Consider the following 16,239-nt stretch of genomic DNA (forward strand, 5'->3'; position numbering starts at 1 on the left):
CTTCATCTCGACCAGCTGATTGAACTTACAAATGGGTATTTACGCCCCATTACCGGCGATATAGTGACTAAAACAATGATGCATAATTACTTTAAGGCCGACGTTCTAGTCGCACCCGACAAAAAAAGCTATCATAAGATTCATTTAGCAGGTGCTATCATTGTTGGTCTCTTAAAAAACATTTTTTCGCTTGAAGAGCTTAGGGTTGCCCTTCAATACATCATCGACAATGAGTCACCGCAAAAAAGTTACGATCATTTCATAACACTGTTTAATCGAGAAGCTGCTAACGACTCCTTCAAACATTTTCGTTTGGCTGAACAGCAACAGCAAGAAATGTCTGCGGCAGAGGTTATTCGTTATGACGCACTGGAGGCCTTTCTATTTTGGCTCTCTGCTAAAAAGGCTCTGCATCGTGTAATTGATGCTAATCAACAATAAAAAAACTGATTTTCTTCTGTGCTTACGCAAGTTAACGTGTAAGTCATCAAGAAAATCAGTTTTTTATTTATATTTCAATCGGTCGACTGGCATCTAACGCGTAAAGAATTTTGTGCGTTACAGGTAATCCAGTCATGTTTGTCAGCGCGGCGGCGTAAAGGTTCAATTGACCTCGGTAACGCTCGACCAACTTTTGAAGTCCCTCATCTTGATGTGCAGGGTCAATATAATCAGTCTTGTAATCGAATAACGTGACCTCGTCATCCTTGATATAATAACCGTCGATAATTCCGTGAATGAGCACTTGCTCAGCCTTCGTCTCATCTTCTGGCCGATGAATTCCCTGATATAACTGATAAGCAGGTATTAGTAATGAAAACGCCGCCTCACGATGAACGTCATTTGCATGTTCAATCACTTGCTTGCCTAAATCACTGTGAAAGAAACTTTCAATCTGAGACAGGTTGATTTTCAAGGCCACCGCATCTGTCAACACATGATCTTTAACGAGTTGATTAACAAGATTCTGCAAGTCTTCGGGACTTGGTTGACCAGCGCTTAAGTCTACTTCCTGCAGAACTAGATGAGTCGCTGTCCCAATCTCAGTAGGTTTCGGTGCCGTGACCGTTTGCATAAACTGTGGTGTTCTTAATTCGTTGTTAGTAACCCGTGACCGAGCCTTGGCCTGATCGTCTAATTCCAGCGTACCAAACTGATTCTGATCGGGTTCTTCAAATAATCGCTTCAATTCTGAGACAGATTGATAAGCAGTCGTTTTCGTTGCGGCTTCGTTTGCATAGCTAAAAGACAATACCTGCTCTAACGCATCAACGTTAAGATCACCAAACTTGGTTTGTTTGGCCGTTTCACGTAATTCATCCAAGTAGGTTTGTTGTTCGTCATCCGCTGCTTGTAAAATACCGGCAGTCTCTAAATCAGCTTTCGTTTTTAAGACCAGTTCGAAGCTATCCGCCCGCGTTTCGTTCACAGCCTCGGACGACAACGGAATCACAAAGTCATCCACTCCTAATTGCTTGGCCACTGACGGCAATCGTAAAAGAGCCATCCCAATCCAATCCATGAAGTTCTTAGTTTCCGATCTTAATGTCGTATTTAACGTTAAGGACGCATTGTTAGCTGCTTTTTGCCAATGCTTTAATAAATCATCCTGATCCTTATACGTGCCAACTACAAACAGACGTTGTTGTGCTCGTGTCAGAGCAACGTACAGCACCCGCATTTCTTCAGATAAAGTCTTTTTGAGTGACTCGCTGGCAACCAATTTTTTCTGCAGTGTATCAATCTTCAAATGACGACTTTGATCGTACCACGTGATTCCAATACCAAGATGGTCGTCCAACACCACAGCGCTCCGCTGATCCGATAGATTGAAACCATGGGAAGCATCCATGACAAATACCACAGGAAATTCCAGGCCTTTGCTACCATGAATCGTCATTACTGAAACTGCATTGTCATTGCTTGCAGTATTAACCTCAGCCAAATCCTTATCACGTTTTTGCATTTCCGAAATGAAGTGAACAAACTGAAAAACGCCTTTAAAGCTGCTGTTTTCGTAATCAGCCGCCCGTGCGTATAGCGCATGTAAGTTACTTGCCCGTTGTTGTCCACCTGGCATTCCGGCAACATAATCAAGAAAACCAGTATCTTGATAGATGGTCCAGATTAACGTTACCAACTGATTTTGACGAGCGATATCCCTAAAGTGATCTAACTGCTTTAAAAAGCGTTGCAAACGTTCATGGACACGCTGACCAAAGTCACCTATCTTATCAGGTTCTGATTGAACACGTTGTTCAAAATCCAGCAGGGCTTGGTAGTAATCACTTGTTTTGTTTTGAATGCGTAAGTAGGCTAATTCATTTTCATTTAAGCCGACAATCGGAGAACGCAAAACAGCTGCTAATGGAATATCTTGGTACGGGTTATCAATAATTCGTAAAAGAGCCATCATAATTTGAATTTCGGTTGTTTGGAAATAATTCGCAGTATCGCGGACTTCTAGGGGAACCCCAAGCTTAGCAAACTGCTCTTGAAGTAACAGATTGTTGTTACGGGTTGGAACCAGTAATGCGACATCCCCATACGTCATGTCTCGATTGGTACCTTGCTGGCGATCAAAAATTTGTGTCTTTTCGGTCACCAAGTCACGGATTTTGGCTGCCACCATCACAATTTGACCTTCTGCACGATCATTAATGGTCAAAGCGTCAGTGACGTCCTCTTCGTCATCGTCACTGTCCGCAGACTCATCGTCAGTGCCGCTCTCGTAAATCATAACCTGTGTTTTTGGAACGTCCTTCTCAGGATAATCCTTTGGCCCATATTGCAATTCAGCATCCCCGGCATAATTCATTTCGCCAAGCGATTCGTCCATTAACTGTGAAAAAATTAAATTTGTAAAGGCGTCAACATTCTTCATCGAACGAAAATTATCGGCCAGTATAATCCGCTCACCATCGCTATTTGGCTTTTCGGCCAATTGATCATGAGTATCAAACGTATTATATTTTTTCAAAAATAACGTTGGGTCAGCCAAGCGAAAGCGATAAATTGATTGCTTCATATCGCCCACCATGAACATGTTTCCATGGCCTGCAGTCTGGTTGGCTACTGATTGCAAGATCGATTCTTGCAGCTCATTGATATCTTGGTATTCATCAACAAGCACTTCATGATACTTTTTCGTAATTTCCTGATGGACACTGTCGTCTTGCAAAATTTGATACGCAAAATGTTCTAGGTCACCAAAGTCAACTAAGTGTCGTTGACGTTTCGCAGCTGCAAAGGCTGACATAAACTGTTTTACCACATCAGCAAGTTGCGCAACTAATTCACTCGCATGCTGGTTAACCTCTTTAATGTCAGCTTCGTTTAAAACAAAGTAACGATCAATTAGCTGTTCTAGGCGCTTTTTTAAACCACCTCGTAACGTTTTTAACTGATCATGAACACGTTGATCATCGGCTTCTAATTTTCTTAGCCCAGGTGCCCGACCAGTATCAACACTAGCCAATTCATCTCGCAGTGAATCCCAGTTTGTCATCGTTAGTTCATCTTGCAACTTTGTAAACCGATCGGTTAAGGGCGCTAGGACCTTCTGCCACTTGGCAATATAGTCATCACTTGAGAAACCAGCAACAATGTTATTAGCCGTTTGAATATCCGCCAAACACTGTTGAATTGCGCTGGCCACATTCGGCTGAATATATTGCTGCGCTAAATCGCTTTCCCAAAGACTTCCATCGGATAATTTATACTGATTGACTAAACTCTCCAGCCATGCATCAGGCTTAGCTTTTGCAGTGGCGAACGTTGCGAGTCTAAAGACTAGGTCTTGTAAACCCTCATCATCACGATCGTTAGAAAAATTGCGGGTCAACTCAGCAAATCGACCATTATTATCGTTGGCGTATAAGGTTTCACGCAAATCGCCCCAAACATCTTCTTTTAGTAACTGGGCTTCCGTTTCATCGGCCAGCTGACGAAAAACCGGATCAAGTTTAATGACATAATAGTATTTCTGAACCAGTCGCAAACAAAATGCGTCCAAAGTACTAATATCTGCGCTGCCAAGCAAATTTAACTGATGCAACAGCTGACGGCGACGTTTGTTACTGTCAGCATCCTCGCCGTCATTTTTATTTATTTCACGCCTTAATGTGGTTTGAATACGGTCGCGCATTTCTTTAGCTGCTGCATTAGTAAACGTCACCACCAGTAAATTAGTGATGTCTGTATCATTGCTCTCATCCAACAATTTGGTAATCACACGTTCGACTAATACCCGGGTTTTCCCAGAACCAGCTGAAGCCGAAACTAAAACATTGTGGCCGGCATGATGGATGGCAGCATCCTGAGCCGGTGTGAAATTTAACTTAGTTGTTGCCATCTTTATCAGCCTCCTGTTGCTTTGGATCAATGCGATGAAGCACATCTGCGGGCGTTAATTTATCCAACACGTGATAACGATTTTCAGGTAGCATTGCGTCAAAGCGCATAACCGCAGTGTATGGTGAATACTGCAACCCTGTCTGTTTGCGGGCATTTTGGAATGGATTGAGCTTATCTGATCCGGCAAAAATCTGATTACCCGCGTTAATAATGAGTTGTTCCTCGTATGACAATAAATCATTCAATTGTTCAGCAGTAATGACTGTCTTAGCCGTCGCGGACAATGTTTTATCTTTTTTTAGAGCCAATGGATAAACTTTTGAGTGACCGCCATCTGCAATGTCCTGATCTAAGTTTGTCAGAATGATAGGATCAGCAACCAGCACACCTTGGTATTTGTGGGCTGACAGCAACGCATCACTGATAGATGCCAAATCATTTAGGTCCAAACGTTTACCCTTACCCAGTTTATTTAGAGAAATGCCCGCACTTTGAATGTGTAGGTATAAGGCTCCTGCCAGCGAGTTTAACTGACTGGGGCTCACTGAATCGGCATCTTGGCGAAGGGCATCAAGATATGTCAGCATCTGCATTGATAGCCCATAGTAGGCTTGTTCAAAATCAAACGTACGTCGGCCAGATTTATAATCCACAACACTTAAGTATTCTTTACTGCCAACATTCATCCCATCAACTCGGTCTATTTTCCCACGCACGTTAATGTGACGATCCCCGTGCAGTTTGAACGACAAGGCTGGCATTCCTGAATCCGCCCCAACATGGCCGAACAATACTTCCGTAGCTAACGTCCGCATCGGCGTAATTTGCTGTTGTTGCCTGATAATCGTCGCCATCCGTTTGATGGTTTCAATTAACTGATTGCGAATATATCCCATTCGGTGAGAACTGTTTAGAATGGCAAACTGCGGTTGATCATTGACCGATGGCATCACTTCACTTACGAGATCGTTGATGGCAGATTCACTCAGCTGGCTTAAATCCAGTTGACGACTGACTACCAACTTCATCAGCTGATCTAGCGCCATATGGAAATACTCCCCAGTGCTAGCGGCAGATAATTCGAATTCATCTCGTTCATTTAAACGTAGCCCAAACTTAAGAAAGTACTCATACTGATTTCTATAGAATGTCTCAAGCTGTGAAATGGAAGTATTTAACTGATCACCATAAAGTCCTTGTACAATATCAGGCCGTAGTGGTTGTGGCGTATTTCGGTAATCTATTCCCGCTAATAATTGATCCGTTAACGTTTTAACGGAGGACAATCGTAACCAGCGGTACACGAACACCCATGGCTTTGGCAACGGTAACTGGGTCTCTTTGGCCTGATAGCTAACCTTAATCAAATTAGTCAGTGCAAATCGTGGCGATCCAATAAACGGTTGCAGTGCACTAGCTTGTTGCGTTGCCACATTTGGAGTGGCGGTGTAAGTAACAACAGGCAACTGAAAGTGGTTCACAATGCTCGTGACGTAGCGTGATGGTTGAAGACCGTTCTCGTCAGTCCCCCCTTGCGGATACGATAAGATCAGCTGCTGGCATCCTGTCAGGAATCCCATGTAGTTAATATATGGATCAAATGTCATTCGCGTACCCGCGCTTAACGTTAAAAATTGATTATCCGCGAGTTTAGGGGCTAATCGGTCTCGATCACCATCGGTTAAAATACTGCTTTCAGCGACCTGATCTGGCATAACATCATCAGTAGCCCCGATTAAGAAAACAACCTGATAATCATTTAGTTGGACAATTCCCGTTTCTGAAATAGTCACCTGGTCTAAGGTTGCCGGAATTTGAGTATAATTGGTGCCTTCGAATCCATTCAACAGCAACGCAGCAAATTCATCGATATCAAAATCAGCAGCCTCGCCTAAGAGACTGACATACTCGTCCAAAATGCCGGTAAATGTATTCCATGCCTGCTCATTGCGGCTTGCGCGATCTAAGTCTCCGTTATCGGTGGCCGTTACCCGCCAAGAATTCAGGCAATCAATCACCCCATTATCAGCTAAAAACTGATACAAAATCTTGGCTGCCTCGGTGCCATTAGTGGCCTTATCTAATTGCTTGAAAAATGGTGGCAAGACGGCCCCAATGAAATGATGAATAATGTTTATTTGACGTTGAACCTCAACGTCTGCTTCCGTGAGGGTCTCATCATCGACATGTTGTAAACGCCAATACGTCCAATCTTCTTTTTCAACCCAACGTGAACCTTCAATACCAGTTTTCAACACCCAATTTTCCGTTAGCGACAACGCTTGTCGAAAATTTTCGACTGACATTGGCTGCCCCGATATACGGGGGATTAACAGCTCCGTTTTTAACAACCGCATCACATCTTGATAACGGTAATAATGGGCACGTACGTCAAATAGAGCACTGATTAATTCAATCAGTGGGTGCTTGTCCATCGGTTTGTCTGAATCATCGAAATAAGGAATTTCCATCTGATCAAACACTGGACCAACAAAGTTTTCATACGGTGCTAAATGTCGGCTCAACACTAAAAAGTCACGATAATGATACCGTTCAGGCTGTTGGGCAACCATCGTTCGAATTTGACGAGCAACTTGATTGAGCTCGTCCAGACGTGTTTCAGCAGTGAACACACGTAAATTCGTTTGTGCTGAGAGTTGCTCAACCGGCAGGCGTTTGGCGGGAACACTGGTGACCCAATAATCGTCTAACTTAGCTAATTCAGTGCTTACCCGCAATTTCTTAGCAGTCGTATCTAACTGAATCTGAACTTGATTTTCACGAGCTAACTGAACTAGTTTCAAATACGTTAATGACGGCTCATAAAATAGGTCACCCAATTCAGGCGTTTGTTTCGGAGCACGCTGCATAACCAACGAAACGGTGACCGAAGCAGCCTGTTTCATCATTACGGTGACTAATTGTTGTTCCTGTGCAGAAAAAGTAGCGTATCCGTCTAAATAAATATGGGCATGTTTAAGTTCATTGCCTTGCTCCAAATAATCAGTTAACTGGTTTACTAGATCAGCATTATCAACATAATTTCCGCTTAAAGTCTCTGTATATGCCTCGTATACAATTGCCAAATCATGGAGTTTGCCGCCTAGATCTGCCTGTTCGCTGGTTTCCAAAGAACCTGCGATATGTTGCAAATCCGCCGCACTAACCTGACCGACCTTTAACTCGGAAAATTGGCGAACCAACTGATTAATAAAACCGGTTTGGTTAAGTTCACCGGCAAAAACGGTCAATTCAGTCTGGTGTAGCGCAATAATATGATAAATCAGCATACTTAAGCCAGCGTTTGATAAACGCGGTAGTTGGTAAGTCGGCGTATTTTTCATGAAGTACCAAGCTAATCGAGTGAACGAAAATACTTGAATTTGGCCATTCGCATAGAGTGACTGGCCCGTCTTATCCGTGGCTTCTTTCAGTGCATTTAAAACACCAACCTCAGCATTGAACTTAATGTGGTTAGGAACCAAAACGAAGTATTGATCTTTTGGATGCTCAGCCATGGAGGCACGCATTTGTTCAATCATTTCCTGGCGATGATCAAATTTGGCCTGACCCAAAATAAAGTTTAACGACACGTTTTCTGCCCCTTTCTTCTGCGGAACTAACTTGTTGTATCCATTTTACCCGAATCTGATTCTCGGTGAAATAGATGTACAAACATTTGTTCGATTTAAATTTTAATGTCGAAAACGGTAAATAATGGTAGCGCTTTCATTCAACGTTTGCTATACTTCTAAGTGAGGAAGGAAGTTGGCCTTTAATGAGTTTAGAACACAGTTTGGACTACGCGTCTAAATGGTTGGTGTTAGACATCATGAAGTCACTTCACCGTGAAATGGTATTGTTCTGATAAACATCGTCCAGGGAGCGAACATCCCATTACAATTAGATGCTTAGACGAATGGCCAGTGAGTGAATCATGACCACGAAAAAAGCGTTGGCCTTAGAAAGATTCCTTCCTAAGAACCACAGGGTCAGTTGGATGAAGTTGTTCATCAGCTGATAACAGGCAGGCGGCAGCCTAGAATCCGCCACCAATATAAGTGACTCCCGCGGGGTCGCACAATTAAACAGCCGGTGTGTGACCGGCAGTAATCCGTGAGCAAAGATCAACTTGGCAACAGCGTCATGAGATGTTTGCGATGACCGGATGACAGAGAAACCGTCCATCTTAATTGATGGGCGGCTTTTTGTGATGATTTAAATTAAGGTCTCAATGCCGGCGCATAATTAGCCACCAAATCAATTGACAGGAACAAACGAAAATAACAACTATCCCTAAGATTACCAGTGAAATAATTCGCAACGCAGGCGTTTGTGTCACACCTGCCCCATCCACCGTACGTGTCATGACGATTGCCACTGCGCATCCAAGCAGAAAACTCCAGATAATAGTCACCAACCACCACAATCGTTTCATCGCTAACCACCCCGAACATCAATGTTGAAAATGATGGTTCTCAGTGATCCTCCTAGTCAAATCAATAATAGCTTGTAACAGCAGCAAAATGCCTGCTGCAAAACAAGCAAATCGCATGCCAAAATTTAAGCCGGTCTGCGACTGCCGCGCGGCAATAAGGTTTAACACACCTATCAGTATCGTTGCAGAAACAAGTTGCGTTCTTCTAATCTTGAATATAAATAGCAACATTGCCACAATCACAATCAACCCATCCATCATTCTTAGACCAGCAATTGTGGATAACTGTGTCATCCGACTAGTTACCAAGATAGTTTCTGCGATTACGAGCAAGACTTTTGAGAACTTAGTCGATATCGTTGTCACTGCGGAAACATTCATCAATGCGTCAACAGACGTTTGATAGACGACTGCCGCTTGTTGCAACAATAAAACATCCGGCAGATTGCGCCCTGTCTCCCAGTTAGAAATAGCCTGACGTGAAACATTTAGTTGTTTAGCAGCCTCAGACTGTGTGAGCCGTAATTGATTACGTGCCCTCTTTAAATTGGCCGAGAGAATTTCACCTTTTGTTTGCATCATCTTCACTCCTAAAAAGTACCAGTAGCTTGCTTCATTGACGAGCAAGGAACGCTTGCATCCGCATTAACACAGTGTTTGTAGACCAACATAAAATCATAATTGCTAAGTTATACATTAGCATTGATGTGAATAGAATTGCACCAATTTTTTAATCTACGAGTATCTGGTATTTCAAAGAAATTGTCCACTATCACTGTTGAAAACCGCAAGCGCATTAACTAGGCGGCTGCATTTGAAACTTGAACAGAAAACTTTAAACAATACTTTGACACGCACAGTAATTGGTGATAAATTATACTCAATCAAACGAACAACTACTGGAGGTGCATTCATGAAACCCGAAATTTCTAAAGATATCATTCGGGGACACACGACGACCATCATTCTTAATATTCTTAGCCAGGGCGACAGTTACGGTTATGAAATTGCTAAGGCCGTCCGCGAACTGAGCCACGATGCATATGAATTAAATGAAGCCACTTTATACACCGCATTTCGCCGCATGGAACGCAATGGTGATATCGAAAGCTATTGGGGCGACGAGACTCAGGGTGGCCGCCGAAAATATTATAAATTAACCGAACAAGGCACCCGCCTACTCGCCAAGAACGTCGCGGACTGGGCGTTTGCCAAAAAGATTATTGATGACCTGATTACCGGGAGGATTGATGACAATGGACACAATTGATACGATGGTTAACCGGCGTTTGGATGAAACGTTTAAGGCTTATCCTGACACGGAAGAAATGCATGAATTACGTGAAGAGTTGGCCGCTGATTTAAGTGAGGCCGCCCACGACAATGAAAAAAAGGGCGCTACCATCACGGACGCCGTCAATAGAGCCTTTGAAGGATTGGGCAATCTCGACGATTTAGTGGATGAAATTAACGCCGAAAAAAATGCCACTGATCAAAATACTCATTCCGACGATGCCAAACAAACGTCACATGAGCATGCCTATAATCATGGTCATCACATCGATATTGCCGATGGCAAGGTGATCATTGATGGTGGTAAGGTGCTCAGCATCGACGACAATGGTATTAAAGTTAACGGTGGCAAAGCAGTGAATATTGATAGCGATGGCATCAACATCAATAACGGTACGTTTACTGTCACAAACGACGGTATTCGGATGGGTAATCTTGTGATCGACAATCGTGGCATTCACACGGACGGCGGCAAAACAGTTGCCGGTTCGTTTGCGGAAAAAAAGCAGCAACCACATAACGACAAGTTCGATCCCCATGCCAATGACGACACATTTTCAAACTTCGATCAGCAATTTAATGAACAGGAACCGGTCGATACTGAAATCTACGTGGACAGTTTGGCGCTTGCCAACGAACAACAATTTTCTGCTGATCAAGTTCAGCGAATCGACTTTAAGTATGCTGATAGTAGCGTCCGAATTTTAAGCAATCCCGATGATGATCACATCATCTTCCGGGAATACATGAACCGCGCTAATGACAGCTATCTTGCACAAACTAAGTTGGAGAATGGTACCCTGTCAATTCATAACGGATCACGGCCTCACCTGTTACCACTGCGGGTTCGTGTTCAACTACTCATTCCAGCATCCTTTGCAGGTGATTTACTGGTTAACAGTGCCTCAGGAAGTGTTAATTTCAGCCATACCGGCGCTCTAAACCAGGTTCGTTTAGAAGCAAACAGCGGTTCAATTCGCATTAATGGTGCTCACTTTAAGGATTTGGATGTCAACGCATCCTCTGGTTCCGTTCGCATCAAGCAGACCACTGTTGCGGGACTATTACGTGCTCGTGCTCATAGCGGTTCAATTCGTTTGGCAGACACCACGGTTGCTAAGTTCGATGTTGACACGCACTCAGGTTCTGTCCGCGGCACTGACCTGATCGGTGCTGGTGCGTTCAATGCCAATTCAGGTTCAATTAACCTAAGTTTCAGTGATCTCACTGGCAATCTTGATACCACGGCGCACTCCAGTTCAATCAAACTAGAATTCGCTAAGGGCATCGAGTATAACTTTGATTTGGACGCCAAGAGTGGTTCTATCACCGGTCCCGATAATGCTATCTACGATCATAATACGACTAACTTCAAAGATGGTGCGGTCGGCGATGACCCACATTTCTATGTCACTGCGGCAACTAAGTCCAGTTCGATCCACGTTTCTTAGTATTATTAACTGGTTAATTTTTTCGATGTCATCCAATCAAAGTAACCTAAAACATCACGCTGATATTTTTTCGTATCAGCGTGATGTTTTTTTACCACAATTCTGGCAACTGGTTGGCAACACAAATTTGACGATTGCTGGTCTGGAACTTCTCCCGTGGACAGGAACTTTGGTTTTATTCGCGCCGATTGCCGGAAAATTAGTTGATCACATAGGCGTTCTTCCGATTGCGATTTGCGGGGTTGTGCTTCAAGGCGTTGGTTATCTCGCCTTAGCGGTATTTGCAAATCAATCATATCTCTGGTTTGTCTTGCCACTCATGATTTCAGGGATTGGCTTGTCGATTGGTGGTCCGGCGATGCAAAAAACTGTTGTTGGTTCAGTACCCCGAATGGCAGTTGGGTCAGCGTCTGGGTTGTGTAATCTTTTTCGTTTACTCGGCGGGGCTGTCGGCGTTCCTGTTTCTGTTGTGGCTTTCTATTGTCTTGGTGGAATGGCTACTACGACACTATTCACGCGTCGGTTCACCGCTGCGATGATCGGTGCAGGAGTTATCTCGCTATTGGGTACACCGCCGCTTCTAAGGATTGCTAAATCGTAACGAGAAAAAAGGCGGCATTCATTGACAAAAAATATCGGTGAAGTTATATTAGTTTCATGATAATCGAACAATTAACTGATGACGAATCTAGAGTAATCATCTTGAAGGCCGTTGCGGATCCGATGCGACTCAAAATCATACGTATGCTTTACAACCATCGAGGCGAAATGAATTGTGGTGAGATTGGCGAGCAATTGAATATTCAAAAATCTACGGTATCCTACCATTTTCGCACTTTACGTGAAGCCGGGCTAACAACGACTCGCAAAAGTGGTCAAAATAAATATGTTGAGCTCAGGTTGGAGACTTTTGAGCAGTATCTACCTGGATTTTTAAATACCTTGTAAAAGGTATTTTTTTCTCATAATAGTTCGATTGTTGTAAAACTACTTCACAAGGAGAACGCCATGCGACGTTATTCAAGTTTATTTTTTCTAATTATGTTCCTCATCGGTACAGATACGTTCCTAGTCTCGCCACTCTTACCGACACTTAGCCGATTATTTGATGTGTCCACAGCAGTTTCAGGGTGGTTAGTTTCAGCATATGCTATCGGTTATGCTGGCTTTGCGCTAGTCTCTGGCCCAATATCCGATCAGCATGATCGGAAACAGATATTACTATATGGATTGGCTGGCTTTGCGCTTTCTACAGCACTTTGTGGTCTTGCCACAACATTTTGGCTAATGCTTCTGTTTCGACTTCTAGCAGGCGTTTGCGCCGCCTTCGTCACGCCTCAAGTCTGGGCTTCGATTCCAGAAGTTGTTGAGCCGAAAAATATCGTCAAAGTTATGGGTTATGCCACAGCCGGGCTTTCAATTGCACAGTTGGTTGGTATTCCAATCGGCAGTTATCTGGCGGCAGGGTCTTGGCGCACACCGTTTTTTGTGATTGCAGTGGCTGCGGTACTGTTGATGGTTGTCTGTTTAAAAACATTACCAACGTTGCAAAGCAAACATACGTCAGTTGGATTCTGGCAAACATATAAACAAGTGGTTAGCAATCATCGGGCCGTAAGTTATCTGCTGGCATACTTCGTTTTCCAGACAGGGAGTTTCACCTCAATCACTTTCATTTCAACGTGGTTTACTCATGACTATGGTCTGACACTGACCGGGGTCGGTACTGCAATGATTGCGATTGGTGCTGGGAATTTGCTTGGTTCACTATTAAGTGGGTACTATGCCAAGAAGCTGACTTTTCCCCGAACTTTCGCTTATAGCTTTATGGCACTGGTATTGCTATACATTGGCCTGACATTTGCTAATAGTTTTGTGGTTGGTGAGATCATGATCACCATTGTTTATGTCTTTAATGGTTTAATCTTCCCACTGTTGATGACAAGCCTTCAGCAAACTGTTAAGAATGCGCGCAGTACTATAAGCTCGCTGGCAAATGCTGCCATGTATCTTGGGGAAACTGTCGCTGGCGCAATCGGTGGAATTCTTTTCAAAGAATGGGGCTTTGTTGGCATCGCTTGGTTTGCTGCGATTTTCATTGCTATCGGGGCAATGCTGTACTGGTATCATGGGGCGTTTAAGGTTGCGGATAATTCTAGAAAAGTCTGATAAAATCAAAAAAGCACCGACAAGCAATCTGCTTATCAGCTCCAAATATCGTAGCACCAAAAATAGCCGCTCCCGAAATTGGGAACGACTATTTTTATCGCCTACCTAGCACTTAATTTGAGCACTCTAAAAATCTGTAAACTATTGTATATCTCCAGAGAAATTTAAAATCGCCGCTTTGCCGCGATTTTAGCAGGTATTGTAAGCTATTGAACTGTGGGCTTACAGTTCTTCAGGAACACGCACTAAATCACGTTTGATCAGTTCCTGTGCGATCTGAACCGCATTCAATGCGGCCCCTTTAAGTAGGTTATCAGCAACGACCCACATGTGATAAGCGCCTGAATTTTCCCGGTCTGCTCGCATCCGGCCGACAAACGTTTCGCCATGACCAGCGGCGTTAATCGGTTGCGGATAAACTTGGTGTGCCGGGTCATCCTGCAGTACAACACCCTTTGAATGAGCCAGTAGATCCTGCATATCTGATACAGCTGGTGTTTGATGCGTTTCAAAATAAACACTTTCACCATGGCCAATTGGCACAGGCACGCGGACACAGGTTGCAGACACCTTGAGTTCTGTGTCGTTCATGTCGCCACGTAAAATCTTTTTAGTTTCGTGAATCATCTTCCATTCTTCGTGAGTGAAACCATCATCTTCAAAGACATCAATCTGGGGCAACAAGTTAAACGCCAATGGATAGTGATGTTCAGCACCCTTGACGGGTAAGATGGCAGCCGTCTCCTCTTCGCCTTCATGACGTTGTTGTGCCTCGTCGAATAACTCGTTCATTGCCCGTTGACCAGCACCAGAAGCCGCTTGATAAGTCGAAACTAGGACTTGATGTAACTTATACTGACGATCAATTGGCGCCAACGCAACAACCATTTGAATGGTACTGCAGTTTGGATTGGCAACAATACCATGATGCTGACTCAACATTTCTGGATTCACTTCAGGCACAACCAATGGGACATCCGGCTCCATCCGAAAGGCACTGGTGTTATCGACACAAACTGCCCCTGCTTTCACCGCTGCTGGTAGCAATGCTTTGGAAACTGAACCGCCAGCTGACGACAAGACGATATCGATACCTTTAAACGAGTCCGTTGTGGCTTCTTCAATCGTATAAGATTGGCCACGAAAGATGCGTGTTTGACCAGCTGAACGTGCTGATGCCAACAGCACCAAACGATCAACCGCGATATCAGACTTTTCCAGTTGTTGTAACATCCGCGTTCCAACTGCGCCAGTAACACCAAGAATTGCGACATTAAATGATTGCATTAAATTGCTTCCTTTCAAGTTTCACTCTACTCGATCATTTAGTTAGGCCGAAACATCAACCGATAATTTGTTAGCACGATAGGCTGCCAGTCGTTTGACAGCTTCCTGCAGTTTGTCCATGTCGGCGGCGTATGACAACCGAACGTGGCCTTCACCACCAGGTCCGAAGCAGCTACCTGGAACGACAGCTACCTTTGCCTGTTGAGCGACCTTAAGCGCAAAAGCGCGGTCATCTTGTTCCTCATCTGCCGGTATTTTGGCAAACACATAAAAAGCGCCATTTGGCTGAGCCGTGGTAAAGCCCAGCTGATTGAGTGCCTGTACCAGAAAATCACGACGTTCGTGATACTGAGCCTTCATGGCCGCCGTGTCTGCCACCCCATGTTGCAAGGCATCAGTGGCCGCCGCCATCATTGGTGTTGGTGCTGCGGTTACCAAGGCACCATGTAGTTTGGCAATCTGCTGGGTTAGTGCAGCCGGCGCCGCTAAGTAACCAACTCGGTAACCAGTCATGGCAAACGTCTTGGAAACGCCATTAATCACGATTGTCCGCTCTGGTAATAATGTAGAAATGGATACATGAGGCTGGTCGTAAGCTAATTCACAATAGATTTCATCAGCCAACACGAGCAACTTATGTTTACGAATCACTGCGGCCAATGCTTGCAACTGCGAGTCTGTGTAAGTGACACCAGTTGGATTGGTCGGATAATTCAAAACCAGCATCTTTGCACGCGGATGGACCGCCAATGTAGTCGTTAGCCGAGCCGGTGTCAATACATAGTCATCTACTGAGGTATCAACTAACACTGGTGTAGCGCCATCAATCTGGGCCGTGGTAATGTACAACGGAAAAATTGGTGTTGGGATAATCACCTCGTCGCCTGCTCCCAAAACGGTGCCCATCGCGGCTGCAATCGCTTCTGTGGCACCCACTGTCACCAATATTTCCGTTTGGGGATCGTAAGTGACCTGATTCAATTTAGTTAAGTATGTACTAATCGCTTCTCGTAGCTCTGGTAACCCAGCAGCTGGTGCGTAATGAGAGCGATTCTGATTGATTGCATCGATGGTCGCCTGCTTAACGTGGTCTGGTGCGTTAAAATCTGGTTCACCAAGCGTTAATTTCAGGATGCCCGGAATATCCTTTATTTGATTATCAAACTGACGAATCGCTGATGGCACAATTTGGTCAAACACGGGCCGTGTCATCCCCGTTAACTGAGCTTCCAATTCTGGCATATG

11 protein-coding genes and 1 pseudogene are annotated in these 16,239 nt (G+C 44.2%); 6 read left to right on the forward strand and 6 right to left on the reverse strand.

Going from position 1 to position 16,239, the window contains the following annotated elements; translation table 11 throughout:
* Nucleotides 1–6: 6 nt before the first annotated feature.
* Nucleotides 7–441 (forward strand): annotated as a pseudogene (locus tag LDK34_RS06825) (DUF1836 domain-containing protein); the annotation flags it as partial.
* Nucleotides 442–508: 67 nt separating this feature from the next.
* Here the strand turns inward: LDK34_RS06825 and addA are convergent.
* The 4 genes from addA to LDK34_RS06845 form a co-directional block, all read right to left on the reverse strand.
* Nucleotides 509–4,354 carry a helicase-exonuclease AddAB subunit AddA gene (addA, locus tag LDK34_RS06830; RefSeq protein ID WP_178943270.1) on the reverse strand — a complete coding sequence of 1,282 codons (3,846 nt, stop codon included), beginning with the start codon at nucleotides 4,352–4,354 and terminating at the stop codon, nucleotides 509–511.
* On the reverse strand, nucleotides 4,341–7,949 hold the full coding sequence (locus LDK34_RS12640) for a PD-(D/E)XK nuclease family protein (protein ID WP_236941600.1): 3,609 nt from the start codon (nucleotides 7,947–7,949) through the stop codon (nucleotides 4,341–4,343). Before LDK34_RS12640 ends, addA begins: the two co-directional genes overlap by 14 nt.
* A 638-nt stretch (nucleotides 7,950–8,587) precedes the next feature.
* A complete protein-coding gene (locus LDK34_RS06840; RefSeq protein WP_178943272.1) occupies nucleotides 8,588–8,794 on the reverse strand; it encodes a DUF3923 family protein in 207 nt (68 codons plus the stop codon).
* A gap of 18 nt (nucleotides 8,795–8,812) precedes the next feature.
* On the reverse strand, nucleotides 8,813–9,376 hold the full coding sequence (locus LDK34_RS06845; RefSeq protein WP_225439123.1) for a helix-turn-helix domain-containing protein: 564 nt from the start codon (nucleotides 9,374–9,376) through the stop codon (nucleotides 8,813–8,815).
* Between the two features lie 331 nt (nucleotides 9,377–9,707).
* Here LDK34_RS06845 and LDK34_RS06850 point away from each other — a divergent pair, with 331 nt between their 5' ends.
* The 5 genes from LDK34_RS06850 to LDK34_RS06870 are packed head-to-tail and all read left to right on the forward strand — an operon-like array spanning nucleotide 9,708 to nucleotide 13,707.
* Nucleotides 9,708–10,064 carry a PadR family transcriptional regulator gene (locus LDK34_RS06850; RefSeq protein ID WP_161001906.1) on the forward strand — a complete coding sequence of 119 codons (357 nt, stop codon included), beginning with the start codon at nucleotides 9,708–9,710 and terminating at the stop codon, nucleotides 10,062–10,064.
* A complete protein-coding gene (locus LDK34_RS06855) occupies nucleotides 10,051–11,538 on the forward strand; it encodes a DUF4097 family beta strand repeat-containing protein (RefSeq protein WP_178943273.1) in 1,488 nt (495 codons plus the stop codon). The genes LDK34_RS06850 and LDK34_RS06855 overlap by 14 nt, the downstream gene beginning before the upstream one ends.
* 25 nt (nucleotides 11,539–11,563) lie before the next feature.
* Entirely contained in the window at nucleotides 11,564–12,139 is a 576-nt protein-coding gene (locus LDK34_RS06860; protein WP_178943274.1) for an MFS transporter, read from the forward strand.
* Between the two features lie 56 nt (nucleotides 12,140–12,195).
* Complete coding sequence (locus tag LDK34_RS06865; RefSeq protein ID WP_178943275.1) at nucleotides 12,196–12,486, forward strand: ArsR/SmtB family transcription factor; 291 nt, start codon at nucleotides 12,196–12,198, stop codon at nucleotides 12,484–12,486.
* A gap of 60 nt (nucleotides 12,487–12,546) precedes the next feature.
* Complete coding sequence (locus tag LDK34_RS06870; RefSeq protein ID WP_178943276.1) at nucleotides 12,547–13,707, forward strand: MFS transporter; 1,161 nt, start codon at nucleotides 12,547–12,549, stop codon at nucleotides 13,705–13,707.
* 222 nt (nucleotides 13,708–13,929) lie between these two features.
* Here the strand turns inward: LDK34_RS06870 and LDK34_RS06875 are convergent, their stop codons facing one another.
* Complete coding sequence (locus LDK34_RS06875; RefSeq protein WP_178943277.1) at nucleotides 13,930–14,994, reverse strand: aspartate-semialdehyde dehydrogenase; 1,065 nt, start codon at nucleotides 14,992–14,994, stop codon at nucleotides 13,930–13,932.
* A 42-nt stretch (nucleotides 14,995–15,036) separates the two neighbouring features.
* Nucleotides 15,037–16,236, reverse strand: coding sequence for an aminotransferase class I/II-fold pyridoxal phosphate-dependent enzyme (locus LDK34_RS06880; RefSeq protein ID WP_178943278.1), 1,200 nt, complete (start codon nucleotides 16,234–16,236; stop codon nucleotides 15,037–15,039).
* Between the last annotated feature and the right edge of the window lie 3 nt (nucleotides 16,237–16,239).

The organism is Furfurilactobacillus milii (assembly GCF_021654115.1).
Lineage (GTDB): Bacteria > Bacillota > Bacilli > Lactobacillales > Lactobacillaceae > Furfurilactobacillus > Furfurilactobacillus milii.